General features: G+C 57.4%; 26 protein-coding genes and 1 pseudogene. 15 read left to right on the top strand and 12 right to left on the bottom strand.

Annotated features, from left to right (window positions below; all coding sequences use genetic code 11):
* The 9 genes and pseudogenes from ACFQEV_RS02210 to ACFQEV_RS02170 form a co-directional block, all read left to right on the top strand.
* Positions 1–1,340, top strand: a pseudogene (locus ACFQEV_RS02210) (hypothetical protein); the annotation flags it as partial.
* 286 nt (positions 1,341–1,626) lie between these two features.
* A complete protein-coding gene (locus tag ACFQEV_RS02205; protein ID WP_379692321.1) occupies positions 1,627–2,160 on the top strand; it encodes a hypothetical protein in 534 nt (177 codons plus the stop codon).
* A gap of 349 nt (positions 2,161–2,509) precedes the next feature.
* Positions 2,510–2,701, top strand: a complete 192-nt coding sequence (locus ACFQEV_RS02200; protein WP_379692320.1) for a hypothetical protein — start codon at positions 2,510–2,512, stop codon at positions 2,699–2,701.
* A 503-nt stretch (positions 2,702–3,204) separates the two neighbouring features.
* Positions 3,205–3,624: a hypothetical protein gene (locus ACFQEV_RS02195; protein ID WP_379692319.1), complete on the top strand. Its 420-nt coding sequence runs from the start codon at positions 3,205–3,207 to the stop codon at positions 3,622–3,624.
* Positions 3,621–3,833 carry a hypothetical protein gene (locus tag ACFQEV_RS02190; RefSeq protein ID WP_379692318.1) on the top strand — a complete coding sequence of 71 codons (213 nt, stop codon included), beginning with the start codon at positions 3,621–3,623 and terminating at the stop codon, positions 3,831–3,833. The genes ACFQEV_RS02195 and ACFQEV_RS02190 overlap by 4 nt, the downstream gene beginning before the upstream one ends.
* Positions 3,830–4,072: a hypothetical protein gene (locus ACFQEV_RS02185; protein WP_379692317.1), complete on the top strand. Its 243-nt coding sequence runs from the start codon at positions 3,830–3,832 to the stop codon at positions 4,070–4,072. The genes ACFQEV_RS02190 and ACFQEV_RS02185 overlap by 4 nt, the downstream gene beginning before the upstream one ends.
* Entirely contained in the window at positions 4,069–4,263 is a 195-nt protein-coding gene (locus ACFQEV_RS02180; protein ID WP_379692315.1) for a hypothetical protein, read from the top strand. Before ACFQEV_RS02185 ends, ACFQEV_RS02180 begins: the two co-directional genes overlap by 4 nt.
* Positions 4,260–4,667, top strand: coding sequence for a hypothetical protein (locus tag ACFQEV_RS02175; RefSeq protein WP_379692313.1), 408 nt, complete (start codon positions 4,260–4,262; stop codon positions 4,665–4,667). Before ACFQEV_RS02180 ends, ACFQEV_RS02175 begins: the two co-directional genes overlap by 4 nt.
* Positions 4,654–6,384 (top strand): hypothetical protein, encoded by a 1,731-nt coding sequence (locus tag ACFQEV_RS02170; RefSeq protein ID WP_379692312.1) that lies wholly within the window; start codon positions 4,654–4,656, stop codon positions 6,382–6,384. Before ACFQEV_RS02175 ends, ACFQEV_RS02170 begins: the two co-directional genes overlap by 14 nt.
* Positions 6,385–6,933: 549 nt before the next feature.
* Here the strand turns inward: ACFQEV_RS02170 and pip are convergent.
* The 5 genes from pip to ACFQEV_RS02145 form a co-directional block, all read right to left on the bottom strand.
* Positions 6,934–7,887, bottom strand: coding sequence for a prolyl aminopeptidase (gene pip / locus ACFQEV_RS02165; RefSeq protein ID WP_379692311.1), 954 nt, complete (start codon positions 7,885–7,887; stop codon positions 6,934–6,936).
* A gap of 294 nt (positions 7,888–8,181) precedes the next feature.
* Positions 8,182–8,793, bottom strand: coding sequence for a zinc ribbon domain-containing protein (locus ACFQEV_RS02160; RefSeq protein WP_379692309.1), 612 nt, complete (start codon positions 8,791–8,793; stop codon positions 8,182–8,184).
* 29 nt (positions 8,794–8,822) lie between these two features.
* Positions 8,823–8,972 carry a hypothetical protein gene (locus ACFQEV_RS02155; RefSeq protein WP_379692308.1) on the bottom strand — a complete coding sequence of 50 codons (150 nt, stop codon included), beginning with the start codon at positions 8,970–8,972 and terminating at the stop codon, positions 8,823–8,825.
* Entirely contained in the window at positions 8,965–9,264 is a 300-nt protein-coding gene (locus ACFQEV_RS19870) for a hypothetical protein (RefSeq protein WP_464391833.1), read from the bottom strand. Before ACFQEV_RS19870 ends, ACFQEV_RS02155 begins: the two co-directional genes overlap by 8 nt.
* Positions 9,265–9,289: 25 nt before the next feature.
* Positions 9,290–9,631, bottom strand: a complete 342-nt coding sequence (locus ACFQEV_RS02145; protein ID WP_464391832.1) for a DUF8134 family protein — start codon at positions 9,629–9,631, stop codon at positions 9,290–9,292.
* 234 nt (positions 9,632–9,865) lie between these two features.
* Between ACFQEV_RS02145 and ACFQEV_RS02140 the strand changes: the two genes are divergently transcribed.
* Positions 9,866–10,111 carry a ferredoxin gene (locus ACFQEV_RS02140; protein ID WP_379692303.1) on the top strand — a complete coding sequence of 82 codons (246 nt, stop codon included), beginning with the start codon at positions 9,866–9,868 and terminating at the stop codon, positions 10,109–10,111.
* Positions 10,112–10,138: 27 nt separating this feature from the next.
* Here ACFQEV_RS02140 and ACFQEV_RS02135 read toward each other — a convergent pair whose 3' ends face one another.
* The 5 genes from ACFQEV_RS02135 to ACFQEV_RS02115 form a co-directional block, all read right to left on the bottom strand.
* A complete protein-coding gene (locus tag ACFQEV_RS02135; protein ID WP_379692302.1) occupies positions 10,139–10,456 on the bottom strand; it encodes a cupin domain-containing protein in 318 nt (105 codons plus the stop codon).
* Positions 10,457–10,558: 102 nt separating this feature from the next.
* Positions 10,559–11,377, bottom strand: coding sequence for an aldo/keto reductase (locus tag ACFQEV_RS02130; RefSeq protein WP_465261202.1), 819 nt, complete (start codon positions 11,375–11,377; stop codon positions 10,559–10,561).
* 282 nt (positions 11,378–11,659) lie between these two features.
* A complete protein-coding gene (locus ACFQEV_RS02125; protein WP_379692299.1) occupies positions 11,660–12,337 on the bottom strand; it encodes a helix-turn-helix domain-containing protein in 678 nt (225 codons plus the stop codon).
* A gap of 592 nt (positions 12,338–12,929) precedes the next feature.
* The gene (locus tag ACFQEV_RS02120) at positions 12,930–14,456 is read right to left on the bottom strand and encodes a formate/nitrite transporter family protein (RefSeq protein WP_379692297.1); all 1,527 of its coding nucleotides are present in this window, start codon (positions 14,454–14,456) and stop codon (positions 12,930–12,932) included.
* Between the two features lie 551 nt (positions 14,457–15,007).
* Positions 15,008–16,399, bottom strand: a complete 1,392-nt coding sequence (locus ACFQEV_RS02115) for a cytochrome P450 (RefSeq protein ID WP_379692296.1) — start codon at positions 16,397–16,399, stop codon at positions 15,008–15,010.
* A gap of 142 nt (positions 16,400–16,541) precedes the next feature.
* Here ACFQEV_RS02115 and ACFQEV_RS02110 point away from each other — a divergent pair, with 142 nt between their 5' ends.
* The 3 genes from ACFQEV_RS02110 (at position 16,542) to ACFQEV_RS02100 (ending at position 18,233) form a co-directional block, all read left to right on the top strand.
* On the top strand, positions 16,542–17,159 hold the full coding sequence (locus ACFQEV_RS02110; RefSeq protein ID WP_379692294.1) for a helix-turn-helix domain-containing protein: 618 nt from the start codon (positions 16,542–16,544) through the stop codon (positions 17,157–17,159).
* A gap of 452 nt (positions 17,160–17,611) precedes the next feature.
* A complete protein-coding gene (locus ACFQEV_RS02105) occupies positions 17,612–17,872 on the top strand; it encodes a hypothetical protein (RefSeq protein WP_379692293.1) in 261 nt (86 codons plus the stop codon).
* Positions 17,873–17,936: 64 nt separating this feature from the next.
* Entirely contained in the window at positions 17,937–18,233 is a 297-nt protein-coding gene (locus ACFQEV_RS02100) for a PadR family transcriptional regulator (protein WP_379692291.1), read from the top strand.
* A 212-nt stretch (positions 18,234–18,445) separates the two neighbouring features.
* Here the strand turns inward: ACFQEV_RS02100 and ACFQEV_RS02095 are convergent, their stop codons facing one another.
* Positions 18,446–18,829 carry a PEP/pyruvate-binding domain-containing protein gene (locus ACFQEV_RS02095; RefSeq protein WP_379692290.1) on the bottom strand — a complete coding sequence of 128 codons (384 nt, stop codon included), beginning with the start codon at positions 18,827–18,829 and terminating at the stop codon, positions 18,446–18,448.
* A 186-nt stretch (positions 18,830–19,015) separates the two neighbouring features.
* Entirely contained in the window at positions 19,016–19,468 is a 453-nt protein-coding gene (locus ACFQEV_RS02090) for a pyridoxamine 5'-phosphate oxidase family protein (RefSeq protein WP_379692289.1), read from the bottom strand.
* A gap of 123 nt (positions 19,469–19,591) precedes the next feature.
* On the opposite strand from ACFQEV_RS02090, the gene ACFQEV_RS02085 reads away from it, so the two are divergent.
* On the top strand, positions 19,592–20,020 hold the full coding sequence (locus ACFQEV_RS02085) for an FxLYD domain-containing protein (protein ID WP_379692326.1): 429 nt from the start codon (positions 19,592–19,594) through the stop codon (positions 20,018–20,020).
* Positions 20,021–20,524: 504 nt separating this feature from the next.
* Positions 20,525–20,746, top strand: coding sequence for a DUF2061 domain-containing protein (locus ACFQEV_RS02080; protein WP_379692287.1), 222 nt, complete (start codon positions 20,525–20,527; stop codon positions 20,744–20,746).
* The last annotated feature ends 395 nt before the right edge of the window (positions 20,747–21,141 follow it).

The following is a 21,141-nucleotide window of genomic DNA, read 5'->3' as shown; positions in this document are numbered from 1 at the left end:
TCCCCCTGTGGTTCGACGAGTACAAGCCAAGCGACATTTCGTCGTACCGTCTCGACTTCTTCCACAACCTCTACCGGAAGGCCACGCGCGGTGCCTTGGAGGTCCGCGGGAACGCGGACAAGACGACGGACGAGTACAAGATTGAACCCCCCGTTGTGGTTTCGGGCGAACAGTCGATACAGGGACCCGCGGAGCGCCGCCGGTCGGTCATGACCCAGTTCCGGACCGAAACGACCGACGCAGGCACAGAGACGGCGGAGGCGTACAAGAATCTCGTTGGCAAAGCCCGCGTCGACGGCGACGAATTGGAACTGGGGTCGGACGCCCCTAACCCGGCTGAGCACGCGCTGGCGTACTACCGATTCGTCACCGACTTCGACGAAGACCGCCTTCGCAGACTGTGGTACGACTCCCTCGAACACGCCCACGCCCGTGCGGACGCCCTCGGTGTCGTCGACGAATTGGACGACCTCGAAATACAGGGCCTTCAGACAGTCGTGTTCGGATTCAAGCTCTACCACGTGTTTGGGGAGCACGTCGGCGCGGACACGGAGAGCCTTCCGACGGAGGAGGAACTGAACGACGCTCTCGAATACGTTGTCGAGCGCATCGGCCCGGCGGGGAAGCGCAAGAGCCACACTGACCGGTTCATCGAACTGTTCGAGCGCGCGGTCGTAGCAGGGTACCTCGAACGGGGGCGGCACTACGAAATCGTGTACGAGTGTACGCCGCGAGAGCAGGTCCGCATCAACCTCCCCCGGTCCTTCGACGCTATCTCGAAGTACGCTAAGGACCACGACATACGGAGCGAGGACCTTCTGAACGCCCACAGCGACTACCGTGACCGCTTCCGCGAACTGGCCGAACAACCCGGCTCCTTCGTGAAGTGCACCGACCAGTACACCAAGGACATCTCTCAGTGTACCGGAATCTCGACGCTCGGGGCGATGAACGACCTCGCAGAGTTCGACCGTGCGTCTCTCGGACTCGACTCGATAGAAGGGGACGAGGAGAGCGACGAGGGGTCAACCGACGGTGGCGACGGAAACGGGGCGTCGGCTTCGGGAAGTTCGTCAGAGACACCGCAGGCGGCCGCGGACGGCGGTGAATCGGAGGAGGACGCGCCCACCTGGCTGTCGGCCCTTTGGGGGGCGTATAAGTCCCAAGAGGCGGGCGACGGCGTGAGCAAAACGGACCTCATGACCGCCCTCCAGTCGCGCGATTACGATATCTCCCGCGCGCAGATGTTTGTCGAGGACGCGGCGGAGAGGGGGTATCTCATGGAGACGGAGAAAACGGACGTCTTTCGGGCGATGGACAAACTCAAACGCCCGGAGTGAGGCCGCCAAACCCCCTCAGAAAAACACCCCATGCAACACCCCCCGTTCAGACAAACAAACACAACCCCATGGGTCCGGGGCGACCTCACTCGGCGGTCCCCGCTCAGAAAAACAATCAATTCCATGAACGTCGGCGGACCCCCCGCCGGTCATGCCCCTCTCTATCGGGCACCCTCGGGGCCGATGACCCTCTCGGCGAGGCCCTGGGTTCTGACTCTCTCCGACACCCGACGCCCGATGAACAGCCTTTCCGACCGACGATTTGCCGACTCTACTCGTAGAAACTATGACTACCCTCGCTTTCACCGACCTCTCCGATGCCCGTGAGTTCATCACCCGAGAACTGTGCGACGAATGTTTTGCTCCCGTCCTGAGACGCGCCCGTGAGTACGACGAAGCTGAAGCTGTGGTACTCTCGTATGGCGATACAAAGGGGACCTTCTACGCGAAGGGCCACCGGTTCCGTGAGGACGGAACAATTGACGCGGCGACGCCGACGGCGAACCCCTCGCCGGAGGCAACCACTGTAGACAATGCACTCTCTCGGCAAGAGGGCCGTGCTGTAAGCGGACGTAGCACCTTCTGTCAGTGTGGTGTCGACGTGCGCTCACGATGGCCCTCTGACCGAGACCTCTCTAACTGCGAACGGTACGAGACGTTCGAGGAACTGTGTGCGCAACTCCGACATCACGGAATTGACCTCGCCCCGCGTCGGGGGAAGTGGGTCATCTACGCCCGCAACAGGCAGGATTACATGGCCGGCCGCGACCTCGACGTCCTCGCTGAGGCGCTCTTCGTCGCCGCCGGGGCCTATCGCTGATATATTACGCCCCGCTGGCATACTACGTTATATTATTTTACCAATATATTTATTGTTCTAGCCTCCAAATAGTAGATCACGCGCCGTCGTCCGCGGGAGTGTTGGACTCAGCCGCGGTCGGCCCCACGTAGAGTGGGGTCCGCGTTTCTCTCATAGACACTGACACCCGACGAGAGCGGCGGCTGCATTTCCACTCATGCCCACTACAATCACCGTCGACGAACAGACCCGAGACGCGCTTTGGGAACTGAAACAGGGGCCTGGCGACTCCTACGACCGGGTTCTCCGCCGTGAACTCGGCCTCGACGCGGAATGATACCCACTCCCGCCTCTTCTCGACTACCTAATCATGTCACGTAAAACCCGACGTGAACTCGAACGCGCCATTGAGCGCCTTGAAAAAGGTACCGCCACCGACGGAGAACCGGCGACGCTCGCAGAGGCCATTAAGCAACACCAGGAGAAAGACGACGACAAACCCTCACGGACGCTTGCAGAGGCCGCAAAGCGACACGTCCGCCAGAACCCGGACGAATATTAAGCCCCCTGCCGATGACCCCACGGACGGGCGAGGTATCTGGAGATTCGTTCTTCGTTCAATCTGCGGTCGGTCTCAAAGACGGCTTCCTCGGCCTGAAGTGACGCCCCAGACGCACGAACACTCACCCTCTATCTTCTACTACTATGACGAAAGACGAACTCTTCGAACTGAAGCAACGCGCCAAAGACGCCGAACGCGCTGGCCTCTCCGCCACCGCCGAGTATCGACGCGACAGCCGGCCCTCAGTAATCGGACCTACCAGGACCGCGACGTTGGGGAGCGGCTAGTGCAACTCACTCGACGTGGCAAGTCACTCCTCGACGACGCGGACCCCTATGACCCGCTGGCCGACGGTCACCCTGCCGGTGACCACGCCGAATTGGGCCTTGAACTCAAACAGCGTGTTGGTGAACTAGAATCGGTGGTGGCGGCTGACCTCGCGGCGCAGGTCGAACAGTCCACCGGACACGACGGAGAATAACCCCATTTGACATCAGTTTACATTGACCCGAAATATTGACTACGCTTCGGCGGAAATTCCGGAGGATGAAGCCCCCGAAAACTATAGCTGGCAGGCCCGACGCGCCGAAATTCTCCGGCGCATCAAAGAGGCTGGCCACCCCGCGGCGTTAAATCAGGCCGAATTGGGCCGGGAGTTCGGTACCAGTCGCCAAAATATCAATAACGACATGGACGCCTTGGCTGACTACGTCGAGGACAACCTCGGCCGGCGACGTGCTCTGACGGCGAAATGTGTCTTCGACCGGTGCCTGGAGGGCCTTCTCGAACAGGAAGAATATGCCGCCGCCGCCCGGGTTGTTCGCAATCGGGAAGAGTGGCTGACGGAGCGCGAGGACCTCCGAGAACTCGAAGAGCGCATAGAGAACATTTCTGAGAAACAGAACCGGGCCAAATACCGATGACTACCAAACGAAGCTTAGAACGACGAATTGACGCCCTTGAGGAGACGGCAGACGGCGGCGACGTCGTTGCGACGCCCGCACTCTCGAAAGCCGAAAAGGACGCCCTCGACGCCGCTTTCGACCCAGCGAAGGACGCCCTGGACGGTGTCGGTGAGTGGCTGACGGGCACATACGGCCTGACGCCGGTAACCGAGGGGGGTGGCGAATGACCCGCCGCCGGACCCGCCAAGAGATTGAACGGCGGCTTGCCGCCTTAGAACCCGACGACGCTACCGACGACACGGGCGCGCCTCGAGAGATAACGATTCGGAGCGTCCAGGTTGACGCTGACGGTGAGTGTGTCGGCCAGGTGAGCGAACTACGGGTGACACAGTACCCCGACGGTACCCAGTCGTCGGAACGTGACACCTTCGACCTGCCGAACGATCGCCTGGAGGGTGAGCTGTGACCCGGCGCTTGCGTCGGTCGCTTGAAAACGAAATAGCAGACCTTGGGGACGAAGTAGGGGCGGACGAGGAGAACGTCTCACTCGTGAAGGCTATCCAGAACGTCTACGCGGAGGAACAGGCAGAGCGTGCTGAGGACGCTGAGGACGGGGAGGACACTGAAGACGCTGAGGACGAGGTGGACGAGACATGACCCGACGACGCTCACGCCGATCGCTTGAGAAGGCCGTCGAGGACCTCGAAGCCGACACCCCCGACAAACTCGGGGGGACGAGACATTTATCGGTGGGTTCGCGCCCTCGACGAAGAGGGGACCGACGCCGGCCGGCGGAGTTCTTCGACCTGGTTCAGGAGTGGACACCAGAGATACGGGAAATCCACGACACTATCACCGACCAGTTCCCCTCCCTCGCGCACGTCTCCCCGGCAGAGGCGTTTTCGCTCAGTTATATGCCCGAAGAGGTGACTGAGGTGGTCCTCGAGCTCTTGATGCGAGACCCCCCGACGCCTTCGCGGAGAAGCTTCGGAACGACCAGGACGACGACCGCGGTGTCTGACGCCGTGACGGATCTCTCTACATTCTATGCCACCGAATAAACACCTCGACACAGTCGACGTTGAAGAACTGATTAGCGCGGTGGAACTCCGCGCCCCAAAATACGACCTCCTCACGAACGCGCCTGCCAATGATGGGAGTCTCGTCTACATTACGGGGGCCGACGGGGATACGTCCGGCCTCTACGTGCATGACGGAACGTGGGTCGGTCCCCTCGGGAGTGGCAGCGGTGGGTCCTACACCGACGAACAGGCCCGCGACGCGCTTGCTGCCGCACTCTCTGGCGGAAACCAGATAACCGTCATGCACGACGATGCGAACGATGCGCTCACGGTGTCGTTCGACGGGGACGCTGATACCGTAGACGGCCTGCACCGTCAGGACTTCGCGTACAATACGCGGACGTTCCATATCGAAAGCAACGGAACGGAGGAATGGTTTAAGATATGTAAAATAACCGAAGACGGGAACTTCCAAGATGGGAAGATTTGGGCGCACGTCACTACTGCTACCCCGAACAACTCGCTCAAAACGAGGGAGTTCATCTTATCGGCATCTGTCGAGAGAACCGACACGACAGACCCCCGATGGAGAGCGTTCGGCGAGGGGCAACAGCGAGTCCACGCCGTCGTGACCAAGGACGCGAATAACCACTTCTACCTCTACATGAAGGCCCCCTCGTACTGTGACGCGAGGCTTGAGACCCGGAACGGGGCGAAATTCGGGTCGTACGACTTCCAAATGGAACTCACTGCGTCGGACGTACTCGGCACCGTCGTGTATAACACGGAGAACAACCCCCCGGACGCGGTCCACGAGACGGGCGTTATCCGTGCAAAACGACTCTACGACGCGGGCCAGCGCGTGCTCACGGATGCAGGATTTGAGAGTGAGACACCGGTCACGTTCATCACCGAGGACGTGCCGAACGCCGCGGTGACCCGACCCCTGATGTGGGACGGTGAGGCCCGCACCATCTACTGTTCGCCGAACGGGACGGCGGACGGTGCGGGGACGCAAGCCGATCCCATGACCCTCCAAGGCGTGGTTGAGTCACTCCCGCACTTCTACTCTGCCCCCGTCACGATTGACCTCTACACGGTGCCGAACGCGAACAGGGCGCTGCCGGCGGTCTACAATAACGGGCTGAACACGTACCGGCCGCCGATTATGGCGGGGACGACGACGACTGCGGACGTGGAGTTTCTCGGAAACCCCGCCGACCCCTCCCAAGTCGTCATGGAGAACGGCCTCAATTGGGCGGCTTATGGGAAGGGCGACAGTCTCGTGAATGGAATTCAATTCAACGCCAGCGTGCAACTGAACGGGTTCGTGACGCTCATGGACTCCACCGTCTACCAGAAAGGGACGTACGGTACCTCGGGCATCTGTCTCGGGACGAAGAAGGGGGTAATAAAGGTCAAAGGGAGTGTCATCGGCGAGGGGAACGTCGGGACGGCTATCAACGTGACCGATATGGCGAACATCGGTATCGCCGGGGGGAGTGTTGTCGCTCGGTCGGGGTCACACCCCCTCTCTGGCGGCCCAGGGACCAAATTCACGGCTGTCTCGGGGTGTTCGATGACCTCCGCAAACGGAGTGGACCCGGGCGCAGAGAAGGGCGTCGGCAACATGAGGGATACCGAGTTAGCGGGGACTATCCACGGTCAAGGGGTCGAGATTATCGACAATGGTGGCCGGCGTGCTATCCATCAGGGGAGCACGCGGGAAATTTACAAATCAGCCGTCTCGATCTAACGCTCCCGCGCTGTCTCTCTTACTAGCGACACTCTCCCGACCGGACGTCCGGCCACCGCGTTCCTCCTCTCTCTCCTCTCATGACCGCAGGAAACTCTTCGACCTTGACGCGCTGTAGGGGGACGCCGTGTTCTTCAAGAACAGTCCGAAATGAACCGGTGGCGGACATACTATCCCTAGAGACCGACACTCAAAGCACCTTTTTAGGGGTATAGGTATAGATACGCCCGCGGTTACGACGGAAACGGTGTGCGGCCGGGGTGAGCGGACTACTCGGCGTGTTTGTGACTGTGGATGTGTATTTCTACCGCCGTTCCGTCCGCCTCAACGGTTGCCGAGGGCTGATTGGGACCACTCCTGCCGTCGGTAATGGGAACGTCAGCTCTGTTGAAACCATCTGATGATGACAGGAATATCGTGCAGAATAGAGAGGGTGTATCTCTCACGGAGGCCTCGTTTATTTCGTTTCTTTGGTACTGAACTAACCGCTAAGTGAGTTTGCAAGTGTATCGCTGTGAGGCCCACCAGTTCATCGTCTACCGACAGGGACTACTTCCCTGCGAATGAGTCGAGAGCGTCACGCTTCAGTTTGGTCATGGTGTCGCTACCGGTATGTCCCGAATCCTCAACCACGGTTAACTCCGAATCGGACCACTGGCGATTCAACTCCCACGCCGTACCAAGTGGTGCGGCCAAATCGAAACGGCCGTGAATCAACACGCCGGGAATGCCAGCTAATCGGTCAGCGTTCTGCAACAGCACCCCGTCATCCAACCACGCCCTGTGAGCGAAGTAGTGTGCGGCGATGCGGACGAACGAGTGTTTCTTGTCTCTCGGCAGTCCACCGAAGACGTCCGCTGTTCCATCGAGTTCCTCGGAGATGACCGTATCCTCCCACGCGCACCACGCATCCGCTGTTCGCCTCCGAACCTCGGGGTCCGGGTCCGCCATTCGTCGAGCGTATGTGGCGATGAGTTCGTTGTCTTCGGCGTCTACACCTTCACGGAACCGTTCCCAAGCCTCTGGGAAGAATCGCGCCAATCCATGATAGAGCCACTCGATTTCAGTCGGTCGAGTGGTCGTGACCCCCGAAAGGACGATTTCAGAAACCCGCTGTGGGTGCCCCTCTGCGTAGGCCAGACTCAACGTGGCTCCCCACGAGCCGCCGAACAGCAACCAGCGATCAATTCCGAGATGTTCACGAAGCTGTTCCATATCGGCGAGAAGGTGGTCAGTGGTATTTTGTCGCATATCCGTCTCGGGGTCGCTGGCGGGAGGCTTGCTTCGGCCACAGCCGCGCTGGTCGAACAGAATGACTTGGTATCGCTCGGGGTCGAAGTACTGGCGGTGTTCGGGTGTGAACCCAAACCCCGGCCCACCGTGGACGACGAGGGCAGGCTTTCCATCCGGGGTGCCACAGGCTTCCCAGTAGATGAGGTTCCCTTCTCCGACATCAAGCATCCCAGTCTCGTAGGGGTCAGTTTGGGGGTACAAATCGGTCATCGCGCAAGTAGAGCGGGCGACAAGCGAACAAAGTTGTTCCGACAAAGCGCCGTGACTCGCCGATAAATACACGCTCTGTACTTACCGACTTGAGAGGCTCGTATCGAGTGTCGACCCAGTGACCGATACGCGCTCTGTATTCAGCACACCCTCGTCAAACTATCACCGATTGAGGGTTTCAACAGAACCGGAACGTCGTGTTTCTCCCCGCACGCTGGGTGGTGTCGCTCCCGCCGATCGCACTGTCGCACGCCACGTCGAACCGGGTGTTACACCGTTCGCGACTTAGTTCGGTCATGGCACGCGCTCCTCGCCGCGTGAGGCGATTGTGATAGCCGCCGACCGGTCGGCGTCAACGCTGCCGACGTGACACTCGGGGTTCGTACACCGGAACCGCTGTTCTTTGCGCTTCCCACGTTCGCCGCACCGGTGGCACTCCCGGGAGGTGCCGTCGGGGGCGACGTACCTTACCGGGATACCGGCCTCTTTGGCGCAGACAGTGAGCGCGTTCTGGAGGTCGGGGAGGAGCCATTCCCCGACGTGATTCGTCGAGGCACGGACCTCCCATAGCGGGCGTGGGGAGTATGACAAGTCCTCAAGGACGAGGACCGGGTTCGGGTGCGTCCGCGCCCACTCGACAGTCTGTGCGGCCGCGTCGAGGACCTGCGCGCGGAGTCGATAGTAGAACGCCGCCGTGAGTTGCGCTTCTCCGACGGTCGTCTCGAAGCCCGCGGCCCGGAGTGTGTTGACCGCCGTCGAGAGGTAGTCAAACACCTTCCGGGGGTCATGGCCTTCAACGACGAAAGCCCCCGCGGGATCCGCGTCGGGCGTGGTGGCCGCGATAAGCGTTTTCTCCCCGACGTCAACCCCGATGGGCGCCGCAGGAAGCGACGGCGTGACGGCCACGCCAGCGGCCTCTCGACGGGGGTCGCTACTTATTCGGTCATCGCCTCTAGCATTTCCTCGGGGTTCTCTAGCCCGAACCATAGCTGCACGCACGCCGCGACTCCGGCCTCTACGTCGCCAAACTCGGCTTCGAGAGCGGCCAGCGTGTCGTCGTCGAGGGCGTCGGTGGGGTTAGTCATCGTCACCACCCACGGCGTCACGGCGTGCCAGCACGTAACTGTCCGAGGAGATAGCGTCCTGGAGCGTGCCGAGAGTCAGACGCTCATTCAGCCCGCATTCCCACGGTTCGGTTCCGTCCGCGACGACGGCGAGTAATCTGAGCGCCGACGAACGCGAACGGGCGGGTATCTCTGAATCCTTAGTTCGCGCGCCGATCGGAATCGAAGACCCAGCTGATTTGATCGGTGACTTATCGTCTGCTCTCGGAAATCTCTGAACGGCCACGGAGATGAGCGAGTCGTGGACGGTCACAGTGGCCGGAGTGCAGGAACCCCGGTTAATCGTCCGGTTCGTCGTTCGAGGATCTCTGTGAGAGGGCTTGGACGGCATCGTTATCGACCGGAAGAAACGCTCGCTCGTCCCTCTCGACGATACGGCCGAGCGTCATCCACTCGGTCGTCCCCTCAGTTCCGCACTGAATGCATCGACCGGAAAGCCGCGCTTGGACAGAAGCGGCGTCGACGCCGATTTCGGTGAATCCCTCTGCGAGGAAATCGGTCACGTCGCAACTGCAGAACTCGGTTTCGGTCACTCGCCATAGGTTGCTGACTCCGAGTTTCCGCGTTCCGTTGACGCTCAACCAGGCACCTCTATCGACGAGGCGGAGAGACGTGGTCACAGACTCAATTAAGTGGGAGAACTACTGCCGCTATCGGCGGTTGCAACATTGACCGTTATTCCAGGAGCCATTCCGAGCAAACACCATCCGCTATCGACTGTCTTGCGTAGGACGATGAATCTCGGTCATGAATACTTATCTGATCATCATATTGAGACGATCTACTCTACAAAAAATGCCGAGCAGAATACCTAATGAAGAGACCGGTCTATTGATGTCTATGAGGCCTCCCCAATGAAAGTTGAATTCGATCGAAGTACCTGTACAGGGATCTTCAACTGCGTCCACGAGTGGGAACAGTTCGTCGAAGACCGCGATGCGGGAAAGGCGTCACTCGTAGGTAGCAAGGAGGTTAGCTCAGACTTGTACGCTCGAGAGATTCCCGAGGACGAGGAGTTCGAGGCAGAGATGGCCGCACGAGTCTGTCCCGTAGATGCGATTACAATCTATGACGATGAGGGTGAACAAATAGTTCCGTGAGGTGACAGCACGTCGGAGAGACGGCTATCAAACGGCGTTCGGTCGCTCTCTCTTGCGAGCGAGAACGAATAGCGCGACGCTATCCACGTTCGCGGACGGCGAAATATCGTGCGACCCGTCGAAGTGAACGATATCTCCCGCCTGTATTCGGTGTGATTCCCCGTCAAGGCGTAACTCAAGTTCACCCGAGATGAGATAGAGAATGATCTCCCGGTCGGGATGACTGTGTGGCTCAACCTGTTCTCCCTCGGAGAGGGTCAGTCGTACGGTTTTCGGTTCGTCGGTCGGAAAGATGTTAGCGTGCGGTGCACCTTCGAGTTGATCTATCGATTCAATCGTCACCATTGTACTGTCAGCATCCGATTCAGCCACTGCATCAGTGTCGATCCGATCGGAAAGCGGCCGAGGACTGGGTGGAACTGAAGGGGAGTTGGCGCTCGTGAGCGCTCAGGTATCGGCCTCCACTTCACTCAGTTGTTTGACGAATTCTGGGTCCCGGTGGTCAGGGAACAGCGATTCAGACTCATTTAGCTCCGAGATCGTGTTCATATCTTCATTACTCAGTTCGAAATCGAAGATATCGAAGTTCTCGATGATCCGCTCCTCATGGACTGACTTGGGGATTGCAACAATTCCTCGTTGTATCAGCCATCGAAGAACGACCTGTGCAGTCGATTTGCTATACTGCTCGCCGATCGAAGCCAGCACGTCGTTCTCGAAGAGGTTGTTCCGTCCTTCAGCGAACGGCCCCCAGGACTCGTGCTGGATCTCATGGCTGCTCAGGAACTCAGTGTCTTCTGTCCGCTGGTAGAAGGGGTGTGTCTCGATCTGATTGACTGCGGGGACGACCTCATTGTGGACGATCAGGTCGATCAAGCGATCCGGGTGGAAGTTGCTAACTCCGATAGCTCGAATCTTATCTTCGTGGTAAAGGTCCTCCATTGCCTGCCATGATCCATGAACATCACCGAAGGGCTGATGGATCAGATACAGATCCAGATAGTCCAGTCCCAGTCGATCGAGTGACCGTTCAAACGCCCGCTTCGTGCTTTCGTAGCCAGCATCCTGTATCCAGAGCTTCGTGGTGACGAACACGTCCTCTCTCGCCACATCGCTCGTCTCGATCGCTCTGCCGACAGCCTCTTCGTTCTCATACCCGGCCGCAGTATCGATGAGACGATACCCGGTACGGAGCGCTTCGGAGACACTTCGTTCACATACTTCGAGATCATCGATCTGATACGTACCGAATCCGAGGATCGGCATTTCCACGTCGTTATTTAGCCTGACGGTTTCCATTTCTACATTTGAATGTAGACCGCACGCCATTTGGATTCGATGCTATTCTAAAACCCCATTTAAGTCCCTTCGCCTAGCCCGAACACCCCTCCCTAGAGCGTACCGGATAGCACCATTTGAGTAGAGACTCAGGAAGTGGTTCAAGTACGGAAATACATATCGATATGACAATACTTGCGGGGAAACAGTGATAGTCAGATAGACATTGATTCTAGTAGGTTTCGGATTCAGTAGGTCGGGAAGATACTGTCACGTCGAAGGGTTAGTCAGCGATGGCTGTGTCCCGATCGTCGACGTGAGTAACCGGCGCTCCCCTCGGCGAAGAAGATTCGACATGGAGGGTTGAGAAATACCCATCTCCTCAGCCAAGTCGCTGGCCGTGGTCTGTCGGGGATTATCGTAGTACCCGCGAGACATAGCGAGCGCCAGTGCCTCGTATTGCCGGTCAGTTAGCCCGTACTGTGAGTGTTCATCTGGGGACGGAGAATCCTGCGTGATCGAGATAAGATCGACCCGAATGCCATGCTCATCGCAATGATTCCGCATATTATTGAACGACTCATAATCCCGAAAAATCTTCTTTTCGTACCATCCCTCCGGAATGATAGTCGTCGGTTCTATTTGTGCCTTAGCGAACCGTCCGGGAACGAACGCCTCCGAAACAATATCCTCCAGTTTGACGTCGAGCTGATAGACGTCCCTGCCGCCCTCGCGTCCAAGGGGGGTTGTCCCTACTACTTCATCGAGAGCAATGAGATTATCTTCGGTAACACCATCAGCTGGGTCGAGATGGACGACGAACACCCGAGAGTCCCCTCCATGACACAGGCCGTGTTCACACTCGAGTTGATTGGATGGTAACGATTCTGCGAAACTAACGAACGGAAGCGAGGGTGAACTGACGATGAGTTCCGCAGTAACTGTCATAGGATGTAGGAGACGCTACTCAGACTTAATCCTCTAGATCGGTACAGCCAGTGCCGACTTATATGCAATCATATTCTAGTGTCCCTGATCATCTAATTTAAAATCGACTCTTCCGATCTCTTCGCCGCTTGCTTCGTCTTAATCGGAAAGGTGTCGGGATTCCACGTCTACTGCGATCTTCTCCGCGGTATCACGAAGAGAACGACGGGTGCAATCTTAACGAACAAACACTCTTTGCTTGTACTGATTTAGTTAACCCAGAAACGTTCGCCCATCTTGACAGCGTCGAGGACGTAGCCGAACGGTCTGAGAAGGAGGGAGTCGGGTGCTACAGAGCGGGAACTTCAATGGCGCGCCGCACTGGTATTTCGACACACGAGACCAGTTGAACGGCATGATTTCCGAAACGGCGACGAACCTCGACGCGTTTCCTAAACCCGACGACACGTATCCGGACGAGTGAATAACACACAGAACGAGAGGCAATAATTGGGTCGGCGATTCGAAAATGGAGGTTTCGGGCTGTTGTGACGCGCTCATCGCGAATCGAATTCACTGACACGTTACCGTCAAATCGCCGTACAGTGACGGTTCAACGCTCGTATTGGCGCTTTTTCTCCCCGATTATCGGCGATTCTTCCATCTTCGTCTGGAGCCACGACCAGCAACGAATCCCGAAGATCCACTCGGGCCACGTGAGTTCACGACGTCGCTGGCTGTGCTCCGGAAACCGTCGGGTTTCGGTCATACTGTAGTTTACCAGCGCGACGAACACGATACCGCCGAGGGTGTTCCCGAGGACGACCGGTACAAAGAAGTCGGTGAACGCCGCGACGAACGCCACTCGCCCTTCGAATACGAGGTAGAGAACCTCGCACGCACCAACGATGCAGTGAAAGAGGCCCGCGACGGGAATCAGTATCATAATGATGTAGACGATGAGGAACCGCGAGAGGGTGTCCCGCGCCGCGTGTGCCAGCCAGACCATCGTTGCGACAAGACCGCCGGCGAACGCGCCCTTGTAGAATAGCGCCGACCACGAAACGTCCATCGCGTGTTCACCAATTGCCGAAGCGGTCTCGGCGATGGCTGGGTCGAGCACCGCGGTGTTGGCGAAGAGGAACGCGATGACCCCAGCACCGGCGACGTTCGCAGCGAGCACGATGGCCCAGAGCCGGAGAAGCTGTGGGAGGCTTGCGAGCCGCGTCAACACCAGTGTGACCGGCGTGAGTGTGTTCTCCGTAAATAGTTGGTAGCCTCCGAGGACGATGATAATGAACCCGACCGGATACAGCACGTTCCCAATCCCCATCGGATTCTGGGGATACGCTGTGGTCAACGCCGCTCGCGCGAGAAACGCCGCACCGACGCTGAGCCCCGCGGCGAGCCCGCTGAAGAAAAGCAGTCGTGTACTGCGTTCGATGTCTTCGTCCGCCGTCGCCGTGATGCGCTGGTAGATTTCGTCCACGGAGAACCGGTCCCGAACGGCTTCGCCGGAAGCAGGCGCACCACGACGGGACCGGTCGAACGTTTCCCGAAACGCCTGGTCTTCGACTTCGATGGACTGTTGGAGGTCGAGGAAGCCACCCACGTCGGCGATTTCGGCGAGCAGCGCATCGATCTCGAGCGGCCCGTCGTACCGCGTTCCGTTGATGAAGAAGGTTGGCGTCCCGTTGACGCCACTCCGGACGCCACTCAGGAAGTCTTCATGAATGCGTTCTTCATACACGCCGGCCGTCAGTTCTTCCACGAAGGCGTTGACGTCCAGATCGAGCTGTTCGGCGTAGCGAACGAGGTCGTCTTGGCCGAGCGCGTCTTGATTCTCGTAGAGGCGGTCGTGCATCTCCCAAAACCGTCCCTGGACGCTGGCGGCTTCGACCGCTTCCGCCGCCTGCTGGGCGTGGGGGTGTTGTTGTGTCAGCGGGAAGTGTCGAAATACAAGTCGAAGACGAGTCCCCACTCGATTTAGAAGTCGTCTGACAATTGGATAAATATCACCGCAGTAGGGGCACTCGAAGTCGCTGTACTGAACGAGCGTTACCGGGGCATCGTCCGGTCCACGAACGTGGTCGCGGTCGCGTATCGGCTGTGTCAATGTCGGTGTTTCGGCTCGACTCATGTGAATTTCTCACCGCGTACAAGAACCCGTGAGACGGGGACGCCGAATCACTGGACTACTCGCCACCTATTGCACAGTTATGCGTCCTCTGGGTCGGATTCGCGTTTCAATCAACCCTTCGCCAAGTGACACGATAACTCTTTCTCACGGTCGGTCGTGGCGAACGTCGTTGACGAAAAGGGTCAGCGTCCCGTTCACTCCGCTCCGAATCCCGTGATAAAATTATCGTGAACGTGGTCAGCGGCAGTCTCTTAACTCTACTTCTGGGGTCTCCGCTGCAGTAGATGAGCAAGAGGAAGGCACCCGGAATGAGATTGGTCTGCAGTAGCTAGCTCAAGAGTTGTGAGCCAACATTTTCGACTCGAAAACTGGACTTGACTATTCGCCTTCCAGAAGTCCCCGTGGTGTCGTCGAACAACCCCATCTTGCTACGTGTTCCCGTTCCCTCTCCACTTAAACCACTGTTAGAACGAGTCTCTACGCAAATTACGCAGTCGTACTGATCGGCTGATTCTTCCTCACCGACGCTGCAAAGGAACGTAGCCCATCCTTTATCGTTTAGACACTCGCATTCGGATATCCTCGGCAGGCCGCAGCGTCGTCGCCATATCTAATTCAGGATCAGGGTCGGACAGGAGCTCAAACTCGGTCGACTGAGCGACAATCGGGAGAATCGTTTTCAATTCCAGCATCGCGAACCGCATTCCGATACAATGGCGTGGCCCCCCACCGAACGGGAAGTATGCATAATCCGGTAGTGAATCCTCAAATTCTTCCGTCCAGCGGCTGGGATCGAACCTCTCAGGGGCGTCGTACCACCGCTCATCGGTGTGGATGTAGAACTGAGGGAGGGTGAGCCTCGTTCCTTTTGGAATCCGGTATCCACCGAGTTCGGTGTCTTCGGTGACCTTTCGAAACATGATGAACGCTGGCGGGTACAACCGAAGGGACTCTTGAATCACCTGCTCGGTGTACGAAAGGTTGTTGAGGTCCCCCAGTCCGGGCGCTCCGCCACCGAGGACGGAATCGTGCTCCGTGTCGAGGCGTTCACGAACCGACGGTTCCTTTGCTAGTTCGAGGAATGTGTAGGTTAGCGCCAACGAAGTGGTCTCGTGGCCAGCGAAGAGAAAAGTCACCATCTGATCACGGATTTCCGTCTCGGACATGGTATTCCCATCGTCATCCTCGGCAGCCAACAACAGCGACAGCAGGTCGTCGTACTCATCTGCCCGTCCGCGCCGTTCGTCGATAAGGCCGTCGACGAAGGATCGAAATTCTGAGAGAACCCGTTTGTACTTCCGGTTCTTGGGCGTTGGAACCCACATCGGCAGGAAAGTCGAGATGCCGTCGATACTGCCTCGGTCGTTGAGCGTCTCAGCAAACTCGGTCACGATATCGGACCCCTCACTCAACTGTAGGTCGAACAATGATCGAGTCAGCACGTCGAGTGTGAGCTTCGAGAACGCTTGGTTGAGAGCTATCTCCTCGCCGTCGTCCCAACCGTTAATCATCTCTGTGGCACCCTGTGCCATCGTGTCACCATAGCTCTGGATCCGCTCAACTGTGAAGGCGTTCTGGATCGTCGTTCGTTGGCGGCGCCACTGCTCACCATCAGTCAAAAGGAGGCCCTCTGGGGCGAACTCCCCCCCGAAATCTTCGAGGCCCCATTTGGCGTACCGCTCATAGTCGACCATCAGCACGCGTTCGATAAGTTCTGGGTGAAGGACTGTACAGAACTCCATCCAGGGGAGGCGATAGCCAACAACGCTACCGTACTCGCTCAGTTTATCATAGAACTCCCGAGGGTCCCGGATGAGCGAGCGGGCATTGCCAACTACCGGAAGGCCGTCTGGACCAGGAGGTGTCTTCGAGGGGAGGTCTTCATCGACTCTCGCTGACCGACCCTCGGAAGGGTCACTGGATTCCGGACCTAGATTGGACATAATAGGGTAGTGATCCACTGAGTGAACAGAGATTTCCCCGATATATTTCGCCTGTTTAAGTACTCAGAACGTGATATCGTAACGATTCACGATGCGTTACCTACACGTCAGACTAAACCAGCCAGCGTGGATGCGACACCCAATGCAGGATTTCCTCATCACCTCGGACACAATGAACCGAGCAGAACTGTATGCGTGGAACCTCTCCCGAGAAGACGTACAATTCGCTCTTTTCTACATTAACGGGGATATAGACACCTATCACGGCCGCATCAACGACGTAGATTCGATTCAGTGGTGCGAACTCACTCCTATCAACGAAAATTGCTTTTATTCGTACGTCTGTCAGGAGTATACGGAGTCTGAGACAGCGTTTTTTCAGGCATTCGCTGAGCTAAGCCTCGTTGTTGTTCCTCCCCTTGTGTACAGCGCTGAGGGTTGGCTCGATGTGACTATCGTAGGGAGAGATGAGGCGTTGTCGAAATTGGTCGATGCACTTGAGCGACGGGCAGGCATCGAAGTTGACGTTCGAGAGATTGGTACGTACGACCGCCGGTTAGGAACAGTGATAGGCTGCTTGACAGAGCGCCAGTTAGATGCCATGGAAACTGCGACCGAGATTGGATACTACTCAGTGCCGCGTCAGGCATCACTGTCGGCCGTTGCGGCAGAACTCGGGGTGGCTAACTCGACCGCTTCAGAACTGTTGCGGCGTGGCGAATCACGTCTCATGTCTCGATTGATCGGTTCGTCCAACTAATCACGTTCCCTGAAGTAAGTATCAGACGTCGCTCGTAGTTTTCGACAGACCTAGGTGGGGATGCGCCAAAAATGGGGTTTACTCGCACGGTGAGTCGCAGGTGCTACTTCGAAGAGAAGCAAGGGGATCATCAGGAGTGGGCTGCAGGGACGGCAGAAGAAGCGATTGCGCGCTTCTGGCGGAATATATTTGGCGGCTGTGCCACCGCCAGATTCCACCAGAGCGACAGCAGATGGGGGACTCGGACTCCAAGAAGTAGTCCAACGACAACTCGAGTCTGCACGAATGCTAATCGACGAAACCGGTCTGGTTGTAGCTACCTCGTCTAATAGCCTCCTTCGGGACAGAGATACGGAACACCTTGCTGAATTCGCACGAGAGGACGATGAAGCGTACTGTGCCGCTAACAGGGACGTTGGAGAGTACATCGTGACTTCCTGTCTGGTAGTTGCATGCCGTTCGATGCGGCCGACACGTCCGGGTCGTTCACGGTACGGTGGCTCGATATCAATACCTCCGAATGGGCCGAAGAGACGAGTGCACGTGCCGAAAGCGACCAGATCGAACTGGAAACACCATCAGATGACCGGTGGGTCGCTGTAATCCGCGCTGCCAAAGAACTCACACACGTGTTGTCGATGGTACTCTCGGTCTGGTCGAACCTTACGACCGGTTTGCGTTCTGTATGGAGCAAGGCTGGAGAGACCGGATGAAACAGGTGAGAGATCACGGAATATTGGGCATATGATTTTTGGGGATCTCCACCAACTTACCTGTATGCCAAGTCAAGTATTCGATCTCACAGGATTCCAGCGTGACCTCCTTACAGTTATTGCCGGCCTTGAGACTCCATCGGGCCAAGATGTGAAAGAGGAACTGCAAAAGCAGTTCGACGATATCAACCACGGTCGACTGTACCCAAACCTCGATGCAGTCGTCGAAGAGGGCTACGTAGAGAAAGGAGACATTGATCGGCGGACAAATTACTATGAGATTTCTGAACAAGGTCAGCAAGTCCTCGCGAACCGGCGCCAGTGGGAGAATTCCCTCGTCCCCGAGCTAGAATCCAACTAGTTATGTAAGTAGCGGCTCTGCAGATTTAGATATCTGTTAAACTGTCGGCACAGCACACTATGGTGTCCTGGTAATACCAAGACAGCACGCCTCAGAGATTCTTTAACGCACTGATGTATCGCACTTCCCACTCCTATTGAGCACTAATTTCACGGCGACCTCGTTGAGTCGGCGTGTAGAGGCCCGTCCAGCGGTTTCTCTCTCCTTCTTAATCAACCCTTTCTCAACAACCGTGGGACCTGTTTGTCCGAGAGAGCGCGAACCGAACGCTCGTCGGCCGAAAAGTCGACCGTCTCGATACCGCCCTCTGGACGCGGGCGAACCACAGTTCGCTGGACGCCCGTCTCGTAGTCGAGGGTCTCACCGGTTCGTGCGTCGACCCGAACCGAGCCGGCGGCGGCCCCACCCGAGATGAACGCCTCCCTGAGGCCGAGTCCGGCCTTGATTGCGGTGATACGACGATTGCCGTTCGTCGGGTCGGCGGTGAACATGGTGCCGGAGACCTCCGGGATGACCATCCGTTGGACGACGACCGAGAGCGCGACGTCCTCGTGCGGAATCCCGTTCTTCGCGGTGTGTCTCTCGCGCCAGTTCATTCAGTGATAGGGTTGTTTGGCTGCCAGCCAGGAGCGTAAGCGTGACGCGACGATATTCGTGAGTAAGGGCGTCAAACACGTCATCTGTCGTCTCGACATCAATCTCAAGTAACTGTTTGAATTAGGGGTCCTCAAGCGCTGGATGATTCGTGCATTCGACAGTCTTGTTACTGTCGTTCTACGCACCTATCCTTCACTCTGCTGGCCAGTGAGCTCATCGATTTGGAGTTCCCAGCCGACGATATCCTGCATCGGTATGGCTTCCGAGAAGAGGCTCGGATACCATGCGTTATCTTCGATAGCGTCTTCAAGTTCGTCCCAGTCCTCATCGGGGATCTGACGAATCGACCCTGCCGCGATGACGCTTGTCCAGACGTGCTTAGAGGTCACATCGTAGACAGTGAGACTCGCGCGCCCGGTCTGCTCGGCGAACTGCTCCTTCTTACTCTGCTCGCCGATACGTAGGAATACGAAGTACAGACTGTCCTCCCCATCGTAGCCGAACGAGACCGGTACGCCGTAGGCTTCCTGGCCGTCAGTAAGCGAAAGGACGCCCACTCCCTGCTCACGAAGGAACGTGTCGACATCCTCACGGTCCATTTCGATGCCTTCAATCTCCGCGAATTTCTCAGGTGCCATCTTTCTTCACCATCTGTGAGTTCACCGGCCAGGGTGATAACGCCCATGCCCACCATTCGGGGTCCGCTATTTGCACAGTCATCCAGGTATCTGCTCTCATGAAACCGATTCGAGAGGAGCGATCTGCTCGGACTCAACCTCGCATCTAACACGAGCACGGAGTACTGCCAGACGGTCGACGCGGGCGAGACGTGGCGCGCGTTCGTCCCACTGCTGGGGAACGACGCTGGAAATGCCGATTCCGTCAAGATCGAGGCTGAGTTCTCACAGGACGCCCCGAGTGTTCCCGACGGCGTCACCGTCGAGGAGAGTAGCCTCTCTGGTGGCGATACGGATGAGGTAATCTCGACGGGCGTCGCGAAGAACGGCACCGACAGCGAACTCCGGTATCTCGAAAGCATCTCGAAACTCTACGCCGGCGACGTCCTCATCGGGACGTCGTACACGAACCTCACCGGCCTCCCGGCTGGGGAGACGTGGGAGTTCGAAAACACGCTGTTGCGGCGGCACGAACCCGAAATCACAAAGCAGGAAATCGTGCTGAGTACCTGAGCGACGGGATTAGTCGTCCTGCTCTCTCCTACAATGGTGATGGCGGCCGACTAGGCGGCGTCGGTGGTCTCGACCCAGTACTCTGAGTTCGTACACTGGAAGATCTGTTTCTTGCATTCGCCGCGCTCCCCATATTGGTGACACCCCTGGGAGGTTCCCTTCGGTACGACGTACATCACCAGATGCCACCCTCGTGAACCCAGACGATAAGCGCTGTCTTGTGTATGGGAGTAACCACAAGTCAACTTGGGCAACGTCAGCATCCCCTCTGTACAGAAGTGCTGCTCATCGCCATCTTCCACTCTTGACCTCCTAGCGCGCCAGTTCGAGGTTGTTCGAGGAGACGGCGTTCTCGTCGACTCAGCCCTTTATTTGTACAGCTGTGAGAAGAGTCAACCCTGGCAGAACACCTGACCCACGTCCTGAGTCGTCAGATTCAGGCTAACTCTCTAAGTTTCTGTAACTTATAGATACGTTTATTTTTCCAATAATTGAAGAGGAGTTGTGATTTGTAAGAGACCACATCAAGGATGGAGTCGACTGCTAGTCAAAACGGTGTTATATCGCGTGTTCACGCTCGCTCTCACTGTGGGCCTCGTCTGGTACGTATTGGGGGATCCGATGACGGCTCTCAACATTGGGGTCGCCATGACGATCGCAAAAACGGCCCTGTACCTCGTTTACGAACGGATTTGGGACCACATCACCTGGAACATGAGCAGCTGAGATTACGGCCGCTAACTAATGGACAGAAAGGGGCCTCAGCACTCGCTAACTTTGTCTATTCGATAGAAGAATCTATGTAGGTGAAGGTTGCTACTGTACCTACTGGTACGACCGAAATTCGCTGAAGACAATCTCCCTGTTTAGCACGCGACTTTTGACAACCATCAGTGAAATCAATCGCCTCTTTGCTACCTGGTTCACCTCTACTGAGCAGTCAGTCACCGACAAGTACAGGATGCGGAAGAGTGGTTTTCTCCGTCCGACCTCGGAGAGGTTTTCGTTAGGTTACTCGGTCATCTCGGCAGTGGCGTCCAGGTTCGGCAAGCGAAACCCACCTCGTAACAGGGCCAGCATGAAAGGTCCCTCGCCCAGGGCGAACAGTCGCATTCCGGGGG

The organism is Halopelagius fulvigenes, assembly GCF_042662625.1.
In the GTDB taxonomy this organism is placed as follows: Archaea; Halobacteriota; Halobacteria; order Halobacteriales; family Haloferacaceae; genus Halopelagius; species Halopelagius fulvigenes.
This window is presented reverse-complemented; position numbering and strand designations above follow the sequence as displayed.